The sequence below is a fragment of the Bacillus sp. REN16 genome (genome assembly GCF_020731355.1).
Taxonomy (GTDB): Bacteria; Bacillota; Bacilli; order Bacillales; family Bacillaceae_L; genus Ferdinandcohnia.
Window position 1 is genome coordinate 1 of the sequence record NZ_JAJFZK010000007.1, and the last position, 15,605, is coordinate 15,605.

Consider the following 15,605-nt stretch of genomic DNA (forward strand, 5'->3'; position numbering starts at 1 on the left):
GGTATCCGCCCTTCTCTGTCAAATATATCAACTTCCAACATCTTCATTTTTCGCTGAAACTAGAACTGTTCTTGGTTTGCTACCCTCATATGGACCAACTACACCTCTTAATTCCATCGCATCGATTAGTCTTGCAGCTCTAGTGTAACCAATCCGAAATCTGCGTTGAAGCATCGAAACAGATGCTGTTTGCATTTCAATAACAAGTTGGACTGCATCGTCAAATAATTCATCATCCACTTCCTCAACCGTTTCCACTGTATCAGTCGGGATCATCTCCTCTTGATATTGTGCTTTTTGTTGTGAAATAACGAAATTAACTACCTCTTCAACCTCATCATCTGATAAAAACGCACCTTGGACACGAACAGGCTTAGAAGCACCGACAGGTAAAAATAGCATATCGCCTCGACCCAACAATTTTTCGGCTCCACCCATATCTAAAATGGTCCTAGAATCCGTTTGAGATGACACACTAAAAGCAATACGAGATGGAATATTTGCTTTAATGACCCCAGTGATAACGTCAACTGAAGGACGTTGAGTAGCGATTATTAAATGAATACCAGCAGCACGAGCCATTTGAGCTAAACGTGTGATAGAATCTTCGACGTCTGAAGAAGCAACCATCATTAGGTCTGCTAACTCGTCAACGATGACAATAATGTAAGGAAGAGTCGGTTGTTTCGCCTCTTCTTCTATATTATGGCGGCGAATATATTCATTATATCCCTCAATGTTTCTCGTATGTGTGTGTGCGAATAGTTCATATCTTCGTTCCATTTCATTAACAACTTTTTTCAGAGCTTGTGATGCCTTTTTTGGGTCTGTCACAACTGGTGCTAATAAATGAGGAATTCCGTTATACACATTTAATTCAACCATTTTCGGGTCAATCATCATCATTTTTACTTCGTGAGGTTTCGCTCTCATAAGGACACTTGTTATTATGCCGTTAATACATACACTTTTACCACTACCTGTTGCACCAGCAACTAATAAGTGAGGCATTTTATTTAGCTCAGCAAATTTTGCATCTCCTGAGATATCTCTGCCAAGTCCTATCAATAGCTTGGCATCTAAGTCTTTAGTCTCTATATCCTCTAGGACCTCACGTAGCGATACAACAGCAATTTCGGAATTCGGAACCTCAATCCCGACTGCTGATTTACCAGGAATTGGCGCTTCAATTCGAATATCTTTTGCTGCTAACGCTAGCGCTAAATCATCACTTAAATTAACAATTTTACTTACTTTAACCCCAACATCTGGGTACACTTCATATTTTGTAACTGCTGGACCGAGGTGAACTTTTGTCACTTTAGCCTTTACCCCAAAGCTATGAAATGTTTTTTCTAGCTTTCTAGCATTTTCGTAGATATTTTCATGCTCCGCACTTTGACTTGTTTGTTTTGGAGGATGAAGAAGGTCAATTGGCGGTAATCTATAATCTACATTTTCCAACTCACCTTCTGTAAAGGTAATTGGTATTTTTTCATCATGGTCATCATCAGTTGCTTGATGTTTTTGCTCATGTTTTTCATGTTTGACCTCTTGGTCTCGAGTATAAGCCTTATCCGCAAAGTTTGAGATAATCGGCTCAATTGGAATCTCAACAGGTTCTTCTGCTATTGAGTCCTCTTGTGAAGCATGAACATCTGGTTTTTGAGTCTCTATCTTTTTCTTATTTTTTTCTTTTTTAGGCTGATTTTTTCGTTGCTGTGACCAATCTTTTATATCCTCCACGAATGCAGTCCATTGATTCATAAAAAATGTAACAACTGGAGTAAACATTTTCGCTAGAGTATCATGGAGTGATTTACCTGTAACTAGTACTCCACCAATCACGATTAAAAAAACAGAAATGATTTTTGTGCCCGTTTCATCAAATAAGAAATAAGAGGCCGCAAATAGGATTGAACCGATCATGCCTCCACCTAAATCTGTTGTACTTGTTTCGCCATTTACGACTGCCCAAAACATACTCCATGTATTTTTTATGACACTAGGGTCCGTAAATTTACCCTCATTTGTTTGTAAATTAAATAATGGAATATGACTTAAAAGCAGCATTGCGCTAATGATTAAGTAGACCCCAATTAACTGTCTAGAAATCAAGCTTGGCCATGTGCGGTTCCAAATGATATACAGTGAAACGATCAATAGCCCAATTAATCCGAGAATGTCCCAATTCCCAAGGAAAAATCGAAATAAATAGACGAGCCCCGTCCCCACTGTTCCAAGTCTAGCTAATCCAATACAGGCTAAGGCCAATAATAATAATCCTAGCAATTCAAATTTAAGAGTTCTTTTCCACTCATCTTTGCGCTTCGACTGTCTACGTTTACGTTTTGCCATACTACACCTACTCTACCAATCAATAACAGTAAGGCAGCCATATTATGGCTGCCTTACTAATGAAAATCTAATTAAATTATAACACAATCAAATGCGCCAAAGCGCATTTACGCCCAGATTTTTTCGAGCTTGCTCGAAAAGTTTCCTTTAAAAATCGCATGTCTCCGCCGGAGGCTAACTTTATTATGAATAAAGTTATACCAAACTGTCTCAAAATCTTATTTTCTGCCCCGGTGAGTATCTGCCATCCAGAAAATGCTGAGGATTTGTACTCATAACTCTTTCAATAGTATATTCACCGCTTTGGGAAGGACTGACAGCTAAGGAAACGCCATTTACATTAATATATTTGAATTGATTATCTTCCGTTTCGGTTTGTGGATAGATTAGCTCCTGTGGCATCATCGTATATAAAATCATTGGATCATCTGCCCGCTTTCGTTCGTAAGATTTTTCTCGTCGATTAACTCATTTAATTTCTTTAAGGCGTGACCAACTCCACCTATCTCATCCATGAGTCCATATTCAACTGCATCCGAACCAATAACATTTGTCCCAATATCCCGTGTTAAATTACCTTTTGAAAACATTAATTCCTTAAATTTATCTTCTGAAATATTTGAATGACTCGTTACGAAATTTACTACACGTTCTTGCATTTTATCAAGGTACTCAAACGTCTGTGGCACTCCAATAACAAGACCTGTCAGTCTAACTGGATGTATTGTCATCGTAGCGGTCTCGGTAACAAAGGAATAATCACAAGCCACAGCAATTGGCACACCAATTGAATGTCCCCCTCCTAAAATAATTGAAACTGTTGGCTTTGAGAGTGAAGCAAGCATTTCAGAAATGGCAAGCCCCGCTTCCACATCCCCTCCTACTGTATTTAATATAACGAGCAGTCCTTCAATTTTAGGATTTTGTTCAATCGCAACAATTTGGGGTATAACATGTTCGTATTTTGTTGTTTTATTTTGAGGTGGCAGCTGAATATGACCTTCAATTTGACCGACAATTGTCAGGCAATGTATCTTACTGTCATTTGACATTTGAGGGACATTCGTTTGTCCTAATTGCTGTATTTTTTCAACTAAAGATGAGCCCTTTGACTCATTTTTATCTTGATCCCCTTGTGGTTGTTCTTCATTTATGTATTGATTATTATCCATCGTAATCTCCTTTCAACCCATTTACTTCTTAGTATAAACACATGCCCCCTTTTCATTCTGAAATATAGGAGAAAGAAAAAAAGCCAATCTTATGATTGACTTTTCAATGCTTGCTATTAATGAGAAATTAAATTTGATAATTGAATTCGTTCTTGCTCGTTTAATGGGACAAGTGGCAAACGAACAGATCCAACATCTAATCCCTTGATTTGCAGAGCCGTTTTTACAGGCACAGGATTTGGAGCCCTAAATAATCCCTTCATGATAGGTAAGAGTTTCTGATGCTTAATGGCAGCTTCTGTTATATTACCAGCTAAAAATGATTGCACCATATGCTGCATCTCCTTGCCTATTACATGTGCAGCAACCGATACGACACCTTTTGCACCAATTGAAAGTGCAGGTAAGGTAATACTATCATCACCACTGTATAATTCAAAATTATCATCTGTATTTGCTATAATTTCGGTCATTGCCTCTAAGCTTCCGCTCGCTTCTTTCACAGCAACGATATTCGGAATCTTGGATAATTTAATAATAGTATCAACCGACATATTAATAACCGATCTACCTGGAATATTGTAGAGCATCACAGGTAAACTTGTACTTTCAGCAATTGTTTTAAAATGCTGATAAAGCCCTTCTTGATTTGGCTTGTTATAGTAAGGTACAACAAGCATAATTCCGTCTACACCAGCTTCTTGTGCTTTTTTACTAAGCTCCATTGATGCGTACGTATTATTACTGCCTGTTCCAGCGATGACTGGAACTCTACCGTCCGCTACTTTTACAACGTGACGGAAAAGTGCTACTTTTTCCTCAGATGATAATGTGGGGGATTCACCTGTTGTTCCTGCTACAACCAGTGATTCTGTTCCATTATTTAATAAATAATTGATCAACTGAGTTGTTTTACCGAAATCAATATTTCCTTTATTATCAAATGGTGTCACCATCGCCGTAGAGATTCTTCCAAAATCAATCATGCTTCACACCTACTCCCATCAAATACGCCTAGCATGAAAATATCATACACGCAGGCTTGATCAAAAAACTTAAAAACTCATATTGACTAATTAGAAAGGGACACCCCCTTAAACAGAGGCTCCCTGCCTTCTTCATTTTAATAGTCTACCACTTCTGCTCCAACAGGTCCATCGGATAAATGAAATGCTTTGTGCAGGGCATTAATCGCTTCTTTCATTTCGGATTCTTTTACAAGTACCCAAATTGTTGATAGGCTATCTGCGGATTGTAAGATTTGGATTCCCTTTTCCGAAAGTGCTGTTACGATTCGTGCGGTTACACCAGGTACACCATTCATTCCCGCTCCAACTGTTGCAACTTTCGCACATTCTTTAGTCACTTGTGGCTCATATCCCATTTCTTTCAGTTTATTAACAGCACGTGCTGTCATATCACCTGAAACGGTATAGACAACCCCATTAGGCGTGATATTAAAGAAATCTACACTAATTTTTTCATTTGCCATGGCCTTAAAGACTTCAGTTTGAAGATTGTATTGCCCTTTTTTAGCTTGAACCTTTAGCTGAGTTACGTTTGTGACATGAGCAATGCCCGTGATCAATCTTTCCTTGACCTCGACAACTCTGCGCTTTTCTATTGTTGTCACAAGTGTACCCGGAGCGTCACTATAAGTTGAACGGACTCTTATCGGTACCTTTGCCTCCATTGCAATTTCAACAGCACGTGGGTGAATGACTTTCGCCCCTTGGTATGCGAGGTTTACTATTTCGTTATATGTGACCACTGATAAAGGCTTTGCATCCCCAACGATGCGCGGATCTGCGGTCATAACACCCTCTACATCTGTAAAAATATCGATCCAATCAGCTTGCAGTGCAACACCAAGTGCCGCTGCAGATGTATCGCTTCCACCTCTGCCTAGTGTCGTGATATCCCCTATTTTAGATATTCCTTGAAAGCCAGTAACTACTACTACATCATGGTCTTCAAGCGTTTGAAGTAATCTTTCGCACTTCATTTCAGTAATTCTCGCATTTGAATGATCATTATTTGTACGGAAGCCAGCCTGCCCACCGTTTAAAGCTGCAGCGGAAAGTCCAGACTGGTTCAACATATTGGTAAAAACAACACTGGAAATAATCTCACCGCAAGAGACTAGCATATCCATTTCCCTGTTGCTTATGTTTGAGTTATGATCTCCAACTAGGCTTAACAGTGTGTCTGTTGCATAGGGGTCGCCCATTCGCCCCATTGCAGATACAACCACAACAACTTTATATCCATCTGAAACTGCACTCTCAATATGTGTTTTTGCCCGTTCTCGTGATTCTTCATCACGAACTGATGTTCCGCCGAATTTTTGTACAACGATATTCATGAAACCACCTCATGTTTGGTTGAAACGATTATTTTGCAACTAAACCTAGCTTTAACAGACTGCCGGCAATTTGTACTGAGTTCCATGCAGCACCTTTTAATAGGTTGTCAGATACAACCCACATGTGGAATCCATTATCTTGGTCTAAGTCTTTTCTAATTCTTCCTACGAACACATCTTTTTTACCCACTGCATGAATTGGCATTGGATATACCTGCTCAGCCGGATTATCCTCCAATACAATTCCTGGTGCAGATGCTATTAATTCTTTTACTTCTTGTGCAGTAACACCAGTTTGAGCTGTTTCAAAATAAACAGATTCAGAATGTCCAGTTTCAACCGGCAAACGAACACAAGTAGCAGCAACATGAAGATCAGGTAGATGCATAATCTTCTTTGTTTCATTAATCATTTTCATTTCTTCAAAAGTGAATCCATTTTCCTCAAATTTATCAATTTGTGGAATTGCATTAAAGGCAATTTGATAATGCTTTTTATCACCTTTTACAGGTAAAACCTGCGGAGTAAATTCATTTCCTTCAATGATATCTTTTGTTTGCTCATTCATTTCTGAGATGGCAGCTACACCAGATCCTGAGACAGCTTGATAAGTTGAGACAATGACCTTTGATAAACCATAGGCTTGACGAATTGGCTCTAAGGCTACAACCATTTGAATCGTTGAACAGTTTGGATTTGCGATAATACCATTGTGATTAAGTAGGTCATTTTCATTAACCTCTGGAACAACTAAAGGCACATTTTCATCCATTCTATATGCACTTGTGTTATCTACTACAATAGCACCGCGTTTTACAGCCTCTGGAGCTAGCTCTTTCGATACGCCGCCACCTGCACTAAATAAAGCAATATCAACACCTTCGAATTTTTCTGGTGTTGCAACCTCAACTGTTACTTCTTTACCTTTATACGTAATCTTTTTACCAGCAGAGCGTTCTGATGATAATAAAGTTAGTTTTGTTAATGGAAAATTTGTTTCTTCGAGTGTTTTAATCATTTGCATTCCTACTGCACCTGTAGCACCCACAACTGCAACATGTAATTCTTTTTTGACTGTCATTTGATATTCCCCTTCCAAGTAATACTAGAACGTCTAATTTACGTTTAATGATATATATTTTACCACATACAAGTACTAAAGGAGAGAAGAATTTTCATTCTTTCTCCTTTATTATGAATTTTCAAATACGGCTTGGCGTATTTGCGCCCGATTTTTAGGCCCACATGAAGTGGGTCATAAAGACGTTGCCACAGGAAGTGGCGTATTTAGTCTTTGATCTTACTGCACGAAAAATTTCCTTTGAAAAATCGTGGCATCCGCCGGAGGCTTTAACTTTATTCTGGCGGGGTTTAACCCCAGCAGAATAAAGTTAATTAGTTTTCGTCGTCACGGAATCTTTCTACAATGACCGGCTGTAATTGTTTTCCTTCAATCGCGGCTACAACAGTATCGCGAAGCATGGTCATACGAGCAACCATCGAATTAGGTTTCTTTGTTGGTGAATCCTGACCATATGGGATAAAATAAATATGTTTTGTAGCCATGAGTCTCATTAGGTTTACACCATTTAACCCTAAGGCATCATTTGTAGAAATTCCTAATACAACTGGATTTTGATTACGCAATGTTGCTTTAGCGGCCATTAAAACAGGAGAATCCGTTAGGGCGTTTGCGAATTTACTCATGGAATTTCCTGTAAGCGGTGCAATTACCATGCAATCAAGTGGAATTTTAGGGCCTAATGGCTCTGCTTTTACAATTGAATCTATCACTTTATTACCTGTAGCTTTTTCGATTCTTTCAATCCAATCTGCACCTTCACCAAAACGTGTATTTGTGGACTGTACTGTCCAGGATACGACTGGTATTACTTCAGCACCCTCATCTACAAGTTTAATAATTTCAGGCATTACTGCATCATACGTACAATGGGAACCCGTAACACCAAATCCGATTCTTTTCCCCTTTAATGAAGTCATATTATTCGTTCTCCTCTCTTTGTTGTAATAACTCAAGAAGCAGTTGGGATAACACATTTGCAACGATTTGCCCAGCCGTCTTTGGAGCGACAATACCGGGTAATCCAGGTGCTAATAATGCTTTTATCCCTCTTTTTTCGGCATATCTAAAATCAGTTCCTCCAGGTTTAGAGGCTAGATCAACAATCAATGTGTGAGCAGGCATTTTTGAAATGACACTGGCCGTAACAATTAAATATGGAACAGTATTAATACATACATCAATATCCTTAGCTTCTTCAGCAAGGTTAGATAGATGAAAAGGTGTTAATCCCATTTCTGTAATTCTTGCAATATGTTCTGTTTTTCTTGCACCTACTTTAACGTTTGCTCCTAATGCAGCAAAGCTTCTTGCTACACTCATTCCTACCCTTCCCAGTCCAAGCACTGCGACATTTGAATTGTGAATCGTTATATCCGTATTTTGGATGACCATCATAATTGTACCTTCAACAGTTGGAATTGAATTATAGATTGCCACATCATCTCTTTCAAATAAACGCACTATATTTCGATTAGAGGCATTTATTATTCCATCTAAATACGAATTGCTAATTCCCGAATATACAACACAGTGTTCAGGTGTTTGTGATAGGATTTCTTCAGTTAAGACAACCGTTTCATTTGAAAAAATCGTCTCAACCTGGCCTTCACTGTTCGTTCCAGAGACCGGCAAAATGATTGCATCTATATCTGTAAAGTCGATTTCGTCTAATCGTTCCTTTGAAGCTCCTGTGAATCCATGGTCTAATTGATCAAATCCAATTAAAGAAAGTCTTGCATCTAATTCAATTAGTTTTCGAATTACTTCTAACTGTCGTGCATCTCCACCAATGATCGCAACATGCATTTCGGTTAACATACGATTTATCACCTTCTTTTACCTAAAATGAATCCGAATTATCAAGAGTAAATAATGCCTCATAATAGCGAAATTCGGCTTCTTCTTCCTATAATTTTTGAGGGAAAACTCCCACAATCGTTTAATAAAATCACCAAATTTTATCTACTCCACCATACTATGAGCCATTGTTAAAATAGGTGAATGAGCAAAATGAAATTTGCTCAGAATAACATCTTTATAGAAATAAAAAAACTCGCGGATTAATCCCGCGAGTTTGACTAAAGTCTATTCAATTTCTTCTGAGTCATACTCATCCGGAATATCTATGATAATCATATCTGTTCCGATTTTACGAATATGCTGCCATGACACACAAACTTCATTTCCTTGTTTTTTTAATCCAAACCATTTTAAAGAAGGTATAATAAGAGCCTTAATTTGACCTGTTCTTTCATCAATTTCTAAATCCGTTTGGCCTAAAACACCAAGTCTCTCAGCACGTTTAACATCGACAATTTCTTTTCCACTTAATTCACTTAGCCTCAAAAAAGACCACCCCTTCACTGTCCTTAATACAGTTTATGGAGTAGTCCAATTTTTTAGAAGCAAAATCAGTTATTAAGCTTATCAGGCAAACCCTCTGTTGGTCCTATTAGCGCAAGTGAAAAATCATCTGTAAATACTCGTGTTGCCATAGCGTTTACACTGTTTTCATTGACGGTATTAATTTCATTTAATATCTCATCAAGACTCTTGTGTTCTTTTAATAATAATTCATTTTTTCCGTTTCGGCTCATCCTGCTATTGGTACTTTCAAGGCCAAGCATAAGGCTGCCCTTCATTTGTTCCTTGCTATTTTTTAATTCTTTTTCAGTAATACCTTCTGCTTTTAGCTTTGCTAACGTATCCTGAATCGTTTCAAATAACTGATTTAATTGTTTGCTTCCTGTTCCTCCGTAGATTGTCACCATCCCTGTATCTTTATATGAGGAATGATAGGAAAAAACAGAATATGCCAGACCTTTTTGCTCACGAACATCTTGGAATAATCGACTGCTCATGCTGCCACCAAGAATATTATTTAAAACAATTAAGTCATAGACATCTTTATCACCGATTTGCAAGCCATTAAATCCTAAGCAAAGATGGGATTGTTCGGTTTCTTTTTTTCGGGTAATTTTATTTGTATGGAATGATGGCTTTTTTAAATCTTGATTAGTCTGATGTCCAGAATAGTTGCCAAAATACGCTTCAACTTCAGATGTAAAAGCTTCATCAATATTGCCAGCAATTGATATAACCACTTTATCAGGAGTGTACTTACTATTCATATATTGTCGCAGCATATCTCCATTAAAGGTTTCCAATGTTGCTTCGGTTCCAAGTATAGGATAACCTAATGGATGATTCTCATAGCTAGCTTTACTTAATAAGTCATGGACAATATCATCAGGGGTATCTTCATACATTTTGATTTCTTCAAAGACGACATTTTTCTCTTTTTTCAATTCCTCTTCATCAAATGTTGAATTAAAAAACATATCTGCTAGGATATCTAATGCAAATTTTGCATGTTCATCTAATACCTTTGCATAGTAACAAGTATATTCCTTAGATGTAAATGCATTTACCTGACCACCTATACTATCAAAAGACTCTGCAATTTCTCTGGCAGATCTTGTTTTTGTTCCTTTGAAAAACATGTGCTCAAGAAAATGCGAAATACCATTGTTTTCTGGACTCTCATTTCGTGATCCTGTCCCAATCCAGACACCTATTGCAACTGATCGAACAGTTGGGATATTTTCTAATACAATTCTTACACCATTTTGACAAGTATACTTTTTGATCAAGGCTGTATTCCTCCTGTTCTCTAAACACCAATTACTTTTTCTTTAGTATTATACGTTCTTCGTTTAATAATGTAGAAACATTGTCGATTGCAAGATCTTTTTGTTTAATTGATAGAATTAATCTTTCGAGACTTTGAGCAGTTGGTGATGTTGGATGCATTAAAACAAGAGCCCCTGGATGAACTTTTCCCAATACTCTTTGAACTAATACATGTGGTTGTGGACGCTGCCAATCGATTGTATCAACACTCCACATGATTGTTTTCATCCCGAGCTCATCAGCTATCTTAACAACTTCGTCACGGTAACTTCCACTCGGAGGTGCAAAAAGAGTTGGCTTTTTACCTGTGGCTGCCTCAATAACTTGATTTGTCTTGATTAATTGCTCCCTGACAAGCTCCGCAGACAATGTTTTCATATTTGGATGTGTATAGGAGTGATTGCCAACCTCATGCCCAGCATCAACAATCATTTTGGCTAAATCCGGATTTTCCTTGACCCATCTGCCTTCTAAGAAAAATGTAGCTTTTACATTATGTTTCTTTAGGGTTTCAAGCATATCTGGAATATATTCATTGCCCCACGCTACATTTATTAAAAAAGAAACAATCGGTTTATTCGGATTTCCGCGATAAATCGCTGAAGACGGGAGATCTTCTAAATGAACTTTAGGTGAAACCTGCTTATACACTAACTTGTTCTGATCAAAGGTACCCTCTTTTTTCATCTTTTTATAGGAAGCTGGAATATCAACCTCAAGGCCATTTAAGCCAGGTGTTGCTTTCCAAACAGGGTCTATCTTAGCATCTTCTGCTGGAATGCTATACTCGATTGCCCTTTTTTCAATTTCATTTAGTAGCTGATCACCTTTCGTACTAACAGGGATTGCCTCAACGCTCTTTTTTAATCCTGCAATGTAATCATTTGTAAATGGATTATGTAATGAACCAATGGAAATCAATAAAATGCATATAAAAACAAAAAAATGTATGTATTGTTTTTTCATAGCTATCCCCCTCTTTACTAGAAAATATGTAAAGGAGGGACAAGGTAGAACATAAATCACAATTTTAAAGAAAAGCTTTAGAAAACCTAAAAAGCCCGGTATACCAGGCTTTGGAGAAAATTATTTTTGTTGCTGTTTTTCTTGTTGTTCCTTTTGTTCACGTAAAACAGCTTTCCTAGAAAGGTTTACACGACCTTGCTTATCAATTTCTGTTACTTTCACAAGGATTTCATCGCCAATGGAGACAACATCCTCAACTTTTCCAACTCGCTCTTCAGCAAGCTCAGAAATATGAACAAGTCCGTCTTTACCACTGAAAATTTCAACAAAAGCACCGAACTTTTCAATGCGTTTTACTTTACCAAGGTACATTTGGCCAACTTCCACTTCACGAACAATATCTTCAATGATTTTCTTTGCTTTCTGATTCATTGCTTCATCAACAGAAGAGATAAAGATTGTGCCGTCTTGTTCGATGTCAATTTTCACGCCAGTTTCATCAATGATCTTATTGATTTGTTTACCGCTTGGTCCAATAACATCACGAATCTTATCTGGATTAATTGCCATTGTAAAAATCTTTGGTGCATATTTAGAAAGCTCTGTTCTTGGTGTTGTTAATGTTGCCAACATAGAATCAAGAATCTGCATACGACCTTTTTTCGCTTGTTGTAATGCCTCTTCAAGAATCTCACGAGAAAGGCCTTCGATTTTTATATCCATTTGAAGGGCTGTAACACCTTTTGAAGTTCCTGCAACCTTAAAGTCCATATCTCCTAGATGGTCTTCCATACCTTGAATATCAGTCAACACCGTATAATGTTCTCCTGATTTTACAAGTCCCATTGCAATACCAGCTACTGGTGCTTTAATAGGAACACCTGCATCCATCATGGCAAGTGTACTTGCGCAAATACTGGCTTGTGAAGTAGAACCATTTGATTCTAACACTTCTGAAACAAGACGTATTGTATATGGAAAATCTTTCTCGGATGGAATTACAGGCTCTAATGCACGCTCACCTAACGCACCATGTCCAATTTCACGACGACCCGGTCCTCTCATTGGCCCAGTTTCACCAACACTGAATTGTGGGAAATTATAGTGATGCATAAAGCGTTTTGTCTCTTCAATTCCTAATCCATCAAGAATTTGCACGTCACCTAATGCGCCAAGTGTACAAATACTTAATGCTTGGGTTTGTCCACGTGTAAATAAACCTGAACCATGGGTACGAGCAAGTAATCCTACTTCTGATGAAAGTGGACGAATTTCATCGATTTGTCTTCCATCTGGACGGACCTTTTCAACTGTAATTAAGCGGCGAACCTCTTCTTTTACAAGTTTATTTAAAATTTCCTTAACTTGCTTAAGAGTAGTATCATCTGCTTCTTGTTCTTGGTATTCTGCAACAATAGCTGATTTCACTTCATTAATTGCATCTTCTCTTGCATGCTTTTCTACGACCTGTACAGCCTTGTTGATGTCCTTTTCGGCTTTTGCTCGAATTTGTGCTTCTAACTCTTGATCAAGCTCATAAAGGACAATCTCCCTTTTATCTTTACCAATTTCTGCAACGATTTTTTCCTGGAATGCGATTAAACGTTTAATTTCCTCATGTCCAAACATAATTGCTTCAAGCATCACTTCTTCTGGAACCTCATCAGCACCAGCTTCAACCATGTTGATCGCATCTTTTGTTCCAGCAACAACTAAATGAATATCACTTTTTTCTTGATCTTGTACTGAAGGATTAATGATAAATTGATTATCAACTCTACCTACTGTAACACCTGCAATTGGACCTTCAAATGGGATATCTGAAACAGAAAGTGCCAATGAGGACCCGAACATTGCCGCCATTTCAGATGAACAGTCTTGGTCCACGCTCATTACGATGCTAATAACTTGTACTTCATTTCTAAATCCATCAGCAAATAACGGTCGAATTGGACGGTCTATCAAACGACTTGCTAGAATTGCTTTTTCACTTGGCCTACCTTCACGTTTAATAAAACCTCCAGGTATTTTTCCTACTGCATATAATCGCTCTTCATAGTTTACAGTTAGCGGAAAGAAATCTAATGGTTTTGGCTCTTTTGATGCGGTTGCTGTACTTAAGACAGCTGTTTCACCATAACGAACTAATGCAGCTCCGCTAGCTTGTTTCGCTAGTTGACCAACTTCTACGGTCAGTTGCCTACCAGCCCATTCCATGGAGAAAACTTGCTTTCCTTGTTCCATATATTAATGCCCCTCTCTAAATCACATTCAAATGTATATTATGTATTAATAGTATGAACTAATTTATTCGAACATATCAATACTTGCTCATTATGTAAAGTGAAATTTTGTTCAAATTTGATAGAAAAGCGCAAGGCGCCCGGATAGCAGAACATCGACTAACTACTGCCACGTCCTGTGGCAAACGTCGATGTCAGCACTTCCTGTGCAAGTCAAGCATAAGATAAGCGCTGACGGAAGGTGCACTTTAGCCTTACGTTGCGATTGGCTAGACCCGCGAGCTGATGGCGCCTGGAGCTAGACATCAAAAGAAGGAAATAAATCCCTCTATTTTAACCTAATAAAAAAGCGGGAATGCTCCCGCTTTTTCGTAGATTATCGACGTAGTCCAAGCTTGTTGATTAATTCACGGTAACGAGTTACGTCTTTATTACGAAGATATGTTAATAAATTACGACGTTTACCAACCATCTTTAATAGACCACGACGTGAATGATGATCTTTCTTGTGTGTACGTAAATGATCATTTAGCTTATTGATTTGCTCAGTTAGGACAGCGATTTGAACTTCTGGTGAACCAGTGTCATTCTCATGAGTTTTATACTCACTGATAATTTCGTTCTTACGCTCTTGTGTGATTGCCATCCTATTCACCTCCTATTATAGTATCCCCAATTACCTAGCAGCCGTTGGTGATTCGATCTGCCACGCAATGGTTCTTTTTCATACTTAACTAGAATACAACTTTTTATGATAAAAAGCAAGTATGTTCGTTTATTTTTTCAAAGTATTGCTTCGCTTCTTCCTTGTCTTGTCCAATTTGTTGAATTAATTTATCAATGGAAGGAAACTTTCTTTCAGAGCGGATTCTTTTATGCCATTCAACAATTACTTCCTCTTTATAAATGTCTTCATTAAAATCAAATAGATGAACCTCAATTGATGGTACAGTCTCGTCTTCATTAAAAGTAGGTTTAACACCAAGGTTACAAACACCACTATGCCATTTCGAACCAACTTTTAAACGAACTGCATAAACTCCCATTTTAGGGATAATATAGTCGTCAATCGTTTTGACATTTGCCGTCGGGAAGCCGATAGTTCTGCCGCGTTTATCACCATCTACCACAATCCCTTTTACTGTATAGAATCTTCCTAATAACGGTGGCAGTTGGTCCATTTCTCCCTTTTGAATCAAGTCTCTGATAACCGTAGAACTCACCTTTTCATTATTAAAGGTTAATTTCTCTACAGTTGTTTGAGTAAATCGTCCATTTGCTTGTTGAGGGAGTGTTTCCATCGTTCCTTTTCCAAATCGTCCAAATGTAAAATCAAACCCTGCAACAACATGCTTCACATTTAGACCGAAAATGTATTCATCCACAAATTGCTGTGGAGATAAACTTGCAAACTCAGAGGAGAAATTTACTATGAATAAGTAGTCAATATCCATTTCTTCAAATAGTTTTTCTTTGTGATGCAACGGCGTAATATATTCGACTTTTGTAACACCCTTTTTAAGGACAACAGATGGATGAGGATCAAATGTCATGACAGAGCATGCTATGCCTTGTTTTTCTGCTTCCTTCTTTGCAGTTTCAACTACTTTTTGATGACCTAGATGAACACCATCAAAATACCCCAAAGCCAAGACAGTTGGTGGTAAATCTGTTTGATTAAATGAATGCGGGTGTGTGATATGAATCGTTTTCACTTCTATTTC

General features: G+C 37.9%; 14 protein-coding genes. All 14 read right to left on the minus strand.

Annotation, left to right across the window (positions count from 1 at the left end):
• Nucleotides 1-27: 27 nt before the first annotated feature.
• Nucleotides 28-2,358 (minus strand): DNA translocase FtsK, encoded by a 2,331-nt coding sequence (locus LKW28_RS10715; protein ID WP_229140363.1) that lies wholly within the window; start codon nucleotides 2,356-2,358, stop codon nucleotides 28-30.
• Nucleotides 2,359-2,568: 210 nt separating this feature from the next.
• A complete protein-coding gene (locus LKW28_RS10720) occupies nucleotides 2,569-2,778 on the minus strand; it encodes a YlzJ-like family protein (RefSeq protein ID WP_229140364.1) in 210 nt (69 codons plus the stop codon).
• Complete coding sequence (locus LKW28_RS10725) at nucleotides 2,775-3,530, minus strand: ClpP family protease (protein ID WP_229140365.1); 756 nt, start codon at nucleotides 3,528-3,530, stop codon at nucleotides 2,775-2,777. The genes LKW28_RS10720 and LKW28_RS10725 overlap by 4 nt, the downstream gene beginning before the upstream one ends.
• Before the next feature lie 116 nt (nucleotides 3,531-3,646).
• On the minus strand, nucleotides 3,647-4,516 hold the full coding sequence (gene dapA / locus LKW28_RS10730) for a 4-hydroxy-tetrahydrodipicolinate synthase (protein ID WP_229140366.1): 870 nt from the start codon (nucleotides 4,514-4,516) through the stop codon (nucleotides 3,647-3,649).
• Nucleotides 4,517-4,653: 137 nt separating this feature from the next.
• The gene (gene dapG / locus LKW28_RS10735; RefSeq protein WP_229140367.1) at nucleotides 4,654-5,895 is read right to left on the minus strand and encodes an aspartate kinase; all 1,242 of its coding nucleotides are present in this window, start codon (nucleotides 5,893-5,895) and stop codon (nucleotides 4,654-4,656) included.
• A gap of 28 nt (nucleotides 5,896-5,923) precedes the next feature.
• Nucleotides 5,924-6,976, minus strand: coding sequence for an aspartate-semialdehyde dehydrogenase (asd, locus tag LKW28_RS10740; RefSeq protein ID WP_229140368.1), 1,053 nt, complete (start codon nucleotides 6,974-6,976; stop codon nucleotides 5,924-5,926).
• A gap of 314 nt (nucleotides 6,977-7,290) precedes the next feature.
• Nucleotides 7,291-7,896, minus strand: a complete 606-nt coding sequence (locus LKW28_RS10745; RefSeq protein WP_229140369.1) for a dipicolinate synthase subunit B — start codon at nucleotides 7,894-7,896, stop codon at nucleotides 7,291-7,293.
• A gap of 1 nt (nucleotide 7,897) precedes the next feature.
• Nucleotides 7,898-8,797 (minus strand): dipicolinic acid synthetase subunit A, encoded by a 900-nt coding sequence (gene dpaA, locus LKW28_RS10750; protein ID WP_229140370.1) that lies wholly within the window; start codon nucleotides 8,795-8,797, stop codon nucleotides 7,898-7,900.
• Between the two features lie 267 nt (nucleotides 8,798-9,064).
• Nucleotides 9,065-9,325, minus strand: coding sequence for a YlmC/YmxH family sporulation protein (locus LKW28_RS10755; protein WP_229140371.1), 261 nt, complete (start codon nucleotides 9,323-9,325; stop codon nucleotides 9,065-9,067).
• A 65-nt stretch (nucleotides 9,326-9,390) separates the two neighbouring features.
• Entirely contained in the window at nucleotides 9,391-10,632 is a 1,242-nt protein-coding gene (locus LKW28_RS10760; RefSeq protein WP_229140372.1) for a M16 family metallopeptidase, read from the minus strand.
• 31 nt (nucleotides 10,633-10,663) lie between these two features.
• Nucleotides 10,664-11,638 carry a polysaccharide deacetylase family protein gene (locus LKW28_RS10765; protein ID WP_229140373.1) on the minus strand — a complete coding sequence of 325 codons (975 nt, stop codon included), beginning with the start codon at nucleotides 11,636-11,638 and terminating at the stop codon, nucleotides 10,664-10,666.
• Between the two features lie 120 nt (nucleotides 11,639-11,758).
• Entirely contained in the window at nucleotides 11,759-13,882 is a 2,124-nt protein-coding gene (pnp, locus tag LKW28_RS10770) for a polyribonucleotide nucleotidyltransferase (RefSeq protein ID WP_229140374.1), read from the minus strand.
• A 375-nt stretch (nucleotides 13,883-14,257) separates the two neighbouring features.
• Nucleotides 14,258-14,527: a 30S ribosomal protein S15 gene (gene rpsO / locus LKW28_RS10775; protein WP_010282323.1), complete on the minus strand. Its 270-nt coding sequence runs from the start codon at nucleotides 14,525-14,527 to the stop codon at nucleotides 14,258-14,260.
• 103 nt (nucleotides 14,528-14,630) lie between these two features.
• A complete protein-coding gene (gene ribF / locus LKW28_RS10780; protein ID WP_229140375.1) occupies nucleotides 14,631-15,596 on the minus strand; it encodes a bifunctional riboflavin kinase/FAD synthetase in 966 nt (321 codons plus the stop codon).
• Between the last annotated feature and the right edge of the window lie 9 nt (nucleotides 15,597-15,605).

Bases quoted from the DNA above. Each gene is read 5' to 3' on its own strand.
- LKW28_RS10715 (WP_229140363.1), bottom strand. From the start codon at position 2,358: ATGGCAAAACGTAAACGTAGACAGTCGAAGCGCAAAGATGAGTGGAAA.
- LKW28_RS10720 (WP_229140364.1), bottom strand. From the start codon at position 2,778: ATGATTTTATATACGATGATGCCACAGGAGCTAATCTATCCACAAACC.
- LKW28_RS10725 (WP_229140365.1), bottom strand. From the start codon at position 3,530: ATGGATAATAATCAATACATAAATGAAGAACAACCACAAGGGGATCAA.
- dapA (WP_229140366.1), bottom strand. From the start codon at position 4,516: ATGATTGATTTTGGAAGAATCTCTACGGCGATGGTGACACCATTTGAT.
- dapG (WP_229140367.1), bottom strand. From the start codon at position 5,895: ATGAATATCGTTGTACAAAAATTCGGCGGAACATCAGTTCGTGATGAA.
- asd (WP_229140368.1), bottom strand. From the start codon at position 6,976: ATGACAGTCAAAAAAGAATTACATGTTGCAGTTGTGGGTGCTACAGGT.
- LKW28_RS10745 (WP_229140369.1), bottom strand. From the start codon at position 7,896: ATGACTTCATTAAAGGGGAAAAGAATCGGATTTGGTGTTACGGGTTCC.
- dpaA (WP_229140370.1), bottom strand. From the start codon at position 8,797: ATGTTAACCGAAATGCATGTTGCGATCATTGGTGGAGATGCACGACAG.
- LKW28_RS10765 (WP_229140373.1), bottom strand. From the start codon at position 11,638: ATGAAAAAACAATACATACATTTTTTTGTTTTTATATGCATTTTATTG.
- pnp (WP_229140374.1), bottom strand. From the start codon at position 13,882: ATGGAACAAGGAAAGCAAGTTTTCTCCATGGAATGGGCTGGTAGGCAA.
- rpsO (WP_010282323.1), bottom strand. From the start codon at position 14,527: ATGGCAATCACACAAGAGCGTAAGAACGAAATTATCAGTGAGTATAAA.